The organism is Mesorhizobium sp. M7A.F.Ca.US.005.03.2.1 (assembly GCF_003997795.1).
In the GTDB taxonomy this organism is placed as follows: domain Bacteria; phylum Pseudomonadota; class Alphaproteobacteria; order Rhizobiales; family Rhizobiaceae; genus Mesorhizobium; species Mesorhizobium ciceri.
This window is the reverse complement of sequence record NZ_RZRP01001593.1, coordinates 1-485: the sequence shown is the minus strand read 5'-3', so window position 1 is coordinate 485 and position 485 is coordinate 1. Positions and strand designations below refer to the sequence as shown.

At 65.8% G+C, this 485-nt stretch carries 1 protein-coding gene; it reads right to left on the bottom strand.

The features are described from left to right. Window positions 1-485, bottom strand: a 485-nt coding sequence (locus tag EN991_RS39335) for a Mur ligase family protein (protein ID WP_245461219.1), incomplete at both ends; no start/stop codon positions are given.

The window sequence follows — 485 nt, the reverse complement described above, 5'->3', positions numbered from 1 at the left end:
ACCCGTTTCAGCCTGAGGAAGTCGCCATGGCGGCCGACCGTCAGCACATTGAGCCCGGCAGCCTTTGCTGCCACGGTCGTCGGCGCCGACCATGGATCGTCGGCGAAGATCACGGCCGGCGCGCCCTTCGGCAGCAACGTGTCGAACAGGCGCAATTTGGCGCGGTGATAATCCTCAATGGTCGGATGATAATCCATATGGTCGCGGCCGAGATTGGTGAAGCCGCCGGCAGCCAGCTTCACGCCGTCGAGGCGGCGCTGGTCGAGCCCATGGCTGGAGGCTTCCATCGAGGCGTGGGTGACGCCGGCATCGGCCAATTCCCGCAGCAATTGATGCAGGGCGACCGGATCGGGTGTCGTCAGCGAACCATAGTCGTTGCGCCCAGGCGCCACCACGCCGGTGGTGCCGATCGAAGCGGCGGCATAACCGGCCTGCTCCCAGATCTGCCTGGTGAAGGCTGCGACCGAGGTCTTGCCGCTGGTGCC